The 5,094-nt window shown below is 41.3% G+C and carries 5 protein-coding genes and 2 pseudogenes; 3 read left to right on the plus strand and 4 right to left on the minus strand.

Annotated elements, in window-relative coordinates; translation table 11 throughout:
• Positions 1–164 (plus strand): annotated as a pseudogene (locus tag B853_RS15635) (IS30 family transposase); the annotation flags it as partial.
• A gap of 66 nt (positions 165–230) precedes the next feature.
• Here the strand turns inward: B853_RS15635 and B853_RS15640 are convergent.
• The 4 genes from B853_RS15640 to B853_RS15665 form a co-directional block, all read right to left on the minus strand.
• The gene (locus B853_RS15640; RefSeq protein ID WP_038884254.1) at positions 231–713 is read right to left on the minus strand and encodes a hypothetical protein; all 483 of its coding nucleotides are present in this window, start codon (positions 711–713) and stop codon (positions 231–233) included.
• Positions 710–1,477 (minus strand): M15 family metallopeptidase, encoded by a 768-nt coding sequence (locus tag B853_RS15645; protein WP_081641167.1) that lies wholly within the window; start codon positions 1,475–1,477, stop codon positions 710–712. The genes B853_RS15640 and B853_RS15645 overlap by 4 nt, the downstream gene beginning before the upstream one ends.
• Before the next feature lie 287 nt (positions 1,478–1,764).
• Positions 1,765–2,676 (minus strand): HNH endonuclease, encoded by a 912-nt coding sequence (locus tag B853_RS15655; RefSeq protein ID WP_050568942.1) that lies wholly within the window; start codon positions 2,674–2,676, stop codon positions 1,765–1,767.
• Between the two features lie 142 nt (positions 2,677–2,818).
• On the minus strand, positions 2,819–3,274 hold the full coding sequence (locus B853_RS15665) for an NUDIX domain-containing protein (RefSeq protein WP_038884253.1): 456 nt from the start codon (positions 3,272–3,274) through the stop codon (positions 2,819–2,821).
• 270 nt (positions 3,275–3,544) lie between these two features.
• Between B853_RS15665 and B853_RS26825 the strand changes: the two are divergent.
• Positions 3,545–3,869, plus strand: a pseudogene (locus B853_RS26825) (hypothetical protein).
• Between the two features lie 256 nt (positions 3,870–4,125).
• On the plus strand, positions 4,126–5,094 hold the full coding sequence (locus tag B853_RS15685) for an IS30-like element ISVa6 family transposase (protein WP_081641168.1): 969 nt from the start codon (positions 4,126–4,128) through the stop codon (positions 5,092–5,094).

Consider the following 5,094-nt stretch of genomic DNA (forward strand, 5'->3'; position numbering starts at 1 on the left):
ATGAAAACACCAATGGCTTGATACGACAATACTTACCAAAACGAACTTCTATGTCACATGTGACACAGAAGCTCTGCAATGAAATTGCACACAAACTAAATACGCGCCCACGCAAAAGACTTGGGTATAGGACACCAACGGAGTATATTCATGCGCATCTGTAAAAAGTGTCGCACTTCAAACTTGATACTAAGTGTCTTGTATTCTAGTACAAAATGTCACATACCTGTTCACAATCCCGTCTTATTGAGCTGATTAAGAATACTTAATGCACGCTTGTACTCAGTATCTAGAGAAGAACTATTAGGGTAGTTTGGTTCAATATCATGACAAATTGCAAAAATAGATTCTTTTATAGATACTATCTTTGATGACTCTAGATATATTGGAACCGTATAGAAATAATCGGAAACCTTAACAAGGTAATCCTTATCACTAGGATAATAGCTTAATTCAGACTTTCCTGTTTCACCATAATATATAACCCTAACTATTTTCAATTCATCGCCATCCCAGTATTCTTTAATCAAGCTACCTTCTGACGATTGTGATAAATTATTTTTCTCAATAATAGATAAACCAGACTCCTTCATATCAATTAAATGATGCATACGTTCGAAGTCACACATCACCTTGTCAAACGCCCATGCATGATTGTATGAATACAGCGTTAGTGAGGACAAGAGTACAATCTTAAACAAGTTATATATCATGGCCTTTCTCCATCAACCAAATCTTCGATTGACAGGCCAAAAGTCATCTGAAAATGTGGTTTATCTACAAAACTCTTCCAATTTCCACCCCATTCAAATCCATAACTGATACCAATTATTCCAATTGCTTTCCAGTCAGGATTCCAGTTAACTTTTCTATCCTTAATCTCAACAACATCTATCGCCAATCCATAATTATGATAACTATATCCACCTTTAACATTGGTGACTATCTTTCCTTCAGTTGTTCGACCTTTAGCATACAATTTGTCTTGCTCTTCAACTGTACGCAGAGCTTGGGTTATACGTAAAGCAATACCAAGTTCTTCTTCCACAGCATTTATGAACGCAGCCGCTGGTGACCTAACATAACTATGCAATGTCGCAATTCGATTATCTGTAATAACATCCCACGTTTTAGCTGCCTGTTTTGCGATTTTAGAAGGGGTTTTTACCGATGGTTTAACTGCGGCCTTTTCTAATTTCTTTTGAATGCAATGATTTAATTTCCTATGAGTTTTGCCATTTACATCAACCCTTCCATCAGGTCTTACCATCCCAACTACCCTCTTTTGAAATTCCTTTATAGCAGCCACCGTCTTTGACTTTTCAGGATTTCTACCTAGAGAACCATCAACTTTTAATTGAGCAATTGGTTTTAACAACGAAATAGTGAGGTTGAGTCCTTTTTGTATTTCCTTTATATCAATTGTCTGATTTTTCCCACTTACGCCTACTGAACCAATGAGTTTTACCTTAGCCATCTGAGCCTCTTCTTAGAAAATTTAGGCTACTATTTTACCTTTTGGATACATCTATTTTCGAGCCAATCAGCTTTCATGAGATCAGACAGAAATTTTTATATGAATAGCAACTAGCTTTTCATAATCTATTGAAGCTACAACACAAAACAACAGTTGACGTAGATAGCGCATAACGCCCTGTTAAGGTGTGAGCAATGCAATGCCGATGCTTCCGAATACCACCTTAAACACTAAACGCAACGCATAGTGAAAATGCCACGCGTTGCGAATCACTCTTAAACAGATTGTTATGCGAATTTTGACTGAGGCAAAGAACTTTTTTCATCTTGCGTAAACTGGTACAGCTTAGTTTGGTGACCTAAAATGTCGCCTTCAACCACGAGAAACCGCCCATGTTCCGCAAAAAACATAGGGTTAATATCTTTCCTGACCACATCGGCAAACCAGTTAGCTGCTTTGGTTGAGTCTATTAAATATTCCCTGCACCGTTTAGCCCAAGCGTCATACTCTTTAGCTTCAGCGTCATAGTTTTCATTCCAACCATTTCGTTTGTAGAACTTATCTGGGTAAAGAGTCTCACCGTGTCGCTCACAGTGTTTTAAGAATGTTTGAGCCGCCAAATTTAAAGCAATTGATAATGTCTCTGCTGCACGATGCAACTCGTCGTATTTTTCGGGCCAGATTGCACCAATGACTTTTTGCCTAAACTCGTAAATTTCATCTGGCATACTTGCATCCCATTGAGGGCTTGGTGCTAGTGTCCAACTAGTCCATATATCCCAACGGTCGAGCCTACATAACTTCACTGCTGAATCGATGATAGCAGCAACTGCCACTTGCTTTGAAGCCTTTACTAAATCAGTGGTCGCACTCAAAGTTTCAGACACCCACAACTCATGCTCTGACTTTATTTGGTGCAACTTTTCTACGGGCCAATCTTGCTCATTGCTGTCGATTTCAGTGTGATGATTGGGACAAAGAAGGATTAGATTGTGGTAGGAATTTCTCTGCTTTTCGCTTAACAAACTTTGCCCACGTGAAGCTTTGTCTTTTTCACCAACAATGTGAGCCTGCTCACCTAGAGTAAATGATGAACTATCAGCATTTTTGTCTTGAGTAAGTTCAATTTTACACATCGCACAACGATTGCCAGAACGTCCCCATAACAACTTAATGTCTTTTTGTTGAATTGCCGCCAAAGCTAAAATTTCCTCTTATTCGCATAACGCCCTGTTAAGGGGTGAGCAACGCAATACCGAAGTCGCCGCATACTGCCTTAAACACTAAAACCAAACGCATGATGAAAATGCCACGCGTTGCGAATCCCTATTGAACAGTTTGTTATGCCAATTTTTCCCGCTGTGCATAAGCATCATTGATCATTAAAAATGTATGGTGCATCCGCAACTTCGATTGAGCATACAAATCCCGTACTTCAGCTAACGAGAAGAACTTTGCACGACCTATTTCATCATTGAATTTCGGCAATATGACTTGGTCTTTAACTTCTGTGACCCAGACATGACGTAATACTAATTCACCATCATCAAAACGTCCTGCATAGGTATTTAAGTAATTATCTAAAGCAACTTCTAAACCCGTTTCTTCTGCAATTTCTCTGACCGCTGCCTCTTGAGGAAACTCTGTAGATTCAACACTACCTGACGGTATATGCCATAGACCTTTCTTTGAGCCGGTTAGCTCTTGGACCAATAACACTTCATTGTGTTGATTAAAAATCACAGCTCCGGCAGCTTTTGCCGTAACTTCTATGTGATGCTGAATCCCGTATTGCATCTAATTCTATCCTCATCCATGAGAAGTAAAGTAAAAGTGGCATAACGCCCTGCTAAGGGGTGAGCAACGCAATACCGATGCTTCCGCACTCCACCTTAATCACTAAAACCAACGCATGGTGAAAATGCCACGCGTTGCGAATCCCTCTTGAGCAGTTTGTTAGTCGCGAGGCACCGAGCGACAATTTTAAGCCGAACTAAACTTTGCGAACAACAAACTTTATGTGCTTTGATGCAGTTAAGTCAGGCGTAGTCTCAAAGCGGCTACTCAATGAAACCACTTGGAACAAACAACGCCGTAGAAAACGGACTGACTACACCAAAAAGCGCTTTTGGAAAGCCAATCTCACAGTGCGGACTTTCAACAAAGTCATTGAAGCCACGTGGAACTTACAACACCAGAGAAAACGTCATTTCGGCGAGTAAATCGGCTTTTGTACCCAACAAACTCACCGAGCGGGGTTGCAACCAAAAACAGACTCTCGATTGCCCTGCTCTGTCAGCACCAATGGACAAAACAACCGCTAGGACAGTTACTAAACTTTGGACTTAAAACAGCTGAAAATGAGTTTGGACTAACAACGATGAACCTGTGAACCGAACGATCAGCAGCCAAGTTTTGAGCTTAGAAACATGATTTTGATTGCTAGCTTTTTCTGGCGACTAACGCCGCATTAAGGTGTGAGCGACGCTTGGCTACACTTGAGCGAAGCGAAACCGCCAAGCGTTGCGAATCACTCTTAAATGCTTTGTTAAATGGCTTGGATTCAAGTACGAAGTGCGACACCTCTGAACATAAAAACAGTGAGATGCGATAATCATGAAGTTTGCTCCCGCCAAGAAGTAAAAAACATGAGATACACGCACCTCACTGAGAACGAAAGGTATATGATTTCTGCACTCAGAAAGCAAGGAATTAGTACCCCTAAAATAGCTAAACAACTGGGTCGTCACAAAGCTACTATCTATCGAGAAATTGAACGCAATTCCCGATACAACAGACACTTTAAAAGGTACTCCTATCAGGCGTGGAGAGCCCAACAAATGGCTCGCAACCGGCTGAGTCGCTCGCGCAGAAATAAGCGCTACAGCGAAATCGACTTCAGGTTGCCTGAGGCCTTGTTACGACTGGATTGGAGTCCTGACCAAATCGCTGGATACCTAAGGGTAAGAGGCTATCCAACAATGAGCCACGAGCTCATTTATCAGTACGTTTGGAACGACAAAACTCTCGGTGGAACACTATGGAAGCACCTACGCCAATCCACTAAGAAAAGGCGTAAAAGGTATAACTCAAAAGACAGCCGAGGTCGGCTGGCAGCAAAGCGTCATATTACCGAAAGACCTGCAAAAGCTGAGCATCGAAAAGAGCCTGGTCACTGGGAAATTGATACCGTCGTTGGCCGCGGAACCAAGCACTGTATCGTGACTTTAGTCGACAGAATGACTGGCTACACTTTTATTGGGCAAATGGACGATAGAACAAGCGAGTCGCTCAACGTAAGAATGAGCAAAATCATGACTCGCTCTGACTTACCTTTTAAGACGATAACTGCAGATAATGGCACTGAATTTCATGGTTATGCACAACTAGAAAAACATCATAACTGTCTGTTTTACTTTGCAAACCCATACCACTCATGGGAACGAGGCACTAATGAAAACACCAATGGCTTGATACGACAATACTTACCAAAACGAACTTCTATGTCACATGTGACACAGAAGCTCTGCAATGAAATTGCACACAAACTAAATACGCGCCCACGCAAAAGACTTGGGTATAGGACACCAACGGAGTATATTCATGCGCATCTGTAA

The sequence above is a fragment of the Vibrio rotiferianus CAIM 577 = LMG 21460 genome (assembly GCF_002741985.1).
Taxonomy (GTDB): domain Bacteria; phylum Pseudomonadota; class Gammaproteobacteria; order Enterobacterales; family Vibrionaceae; genus Vibrio; species Vibrio rotiferianus.

Bases quoted from the DNA above. Each gene is read 5' to 3' on its own strand.
- B853_RS15640 (WP_038884254.1), bottom strand. From the start codon at position 713: ATGATATATAACTTGTTTAAGATTGTACTCTTGTCCTCACTAACGCTG.
- B853_RS15685 (WP_081641168.1), top strand. From the start codon at position 4,126: ATGAGATACACGCACCTCACTGAGAACGAAAGGTATATGATTTCTGCA.
- B853_RS15665 (WP_038884253.1), bottom strand. From the start codon at position 3,274: ATGCAATACGGGATTCAGCATCACATAGAAGTTACGGCAAAAGCTGCC.
- B853_RS15645 (WP_081641167.1), bottom strand. From the start codon at position 1,477: ATGGCTAAGGTAAAACTCATTGGTTCAGTAGGCGTAAGTGGGAAAAAT.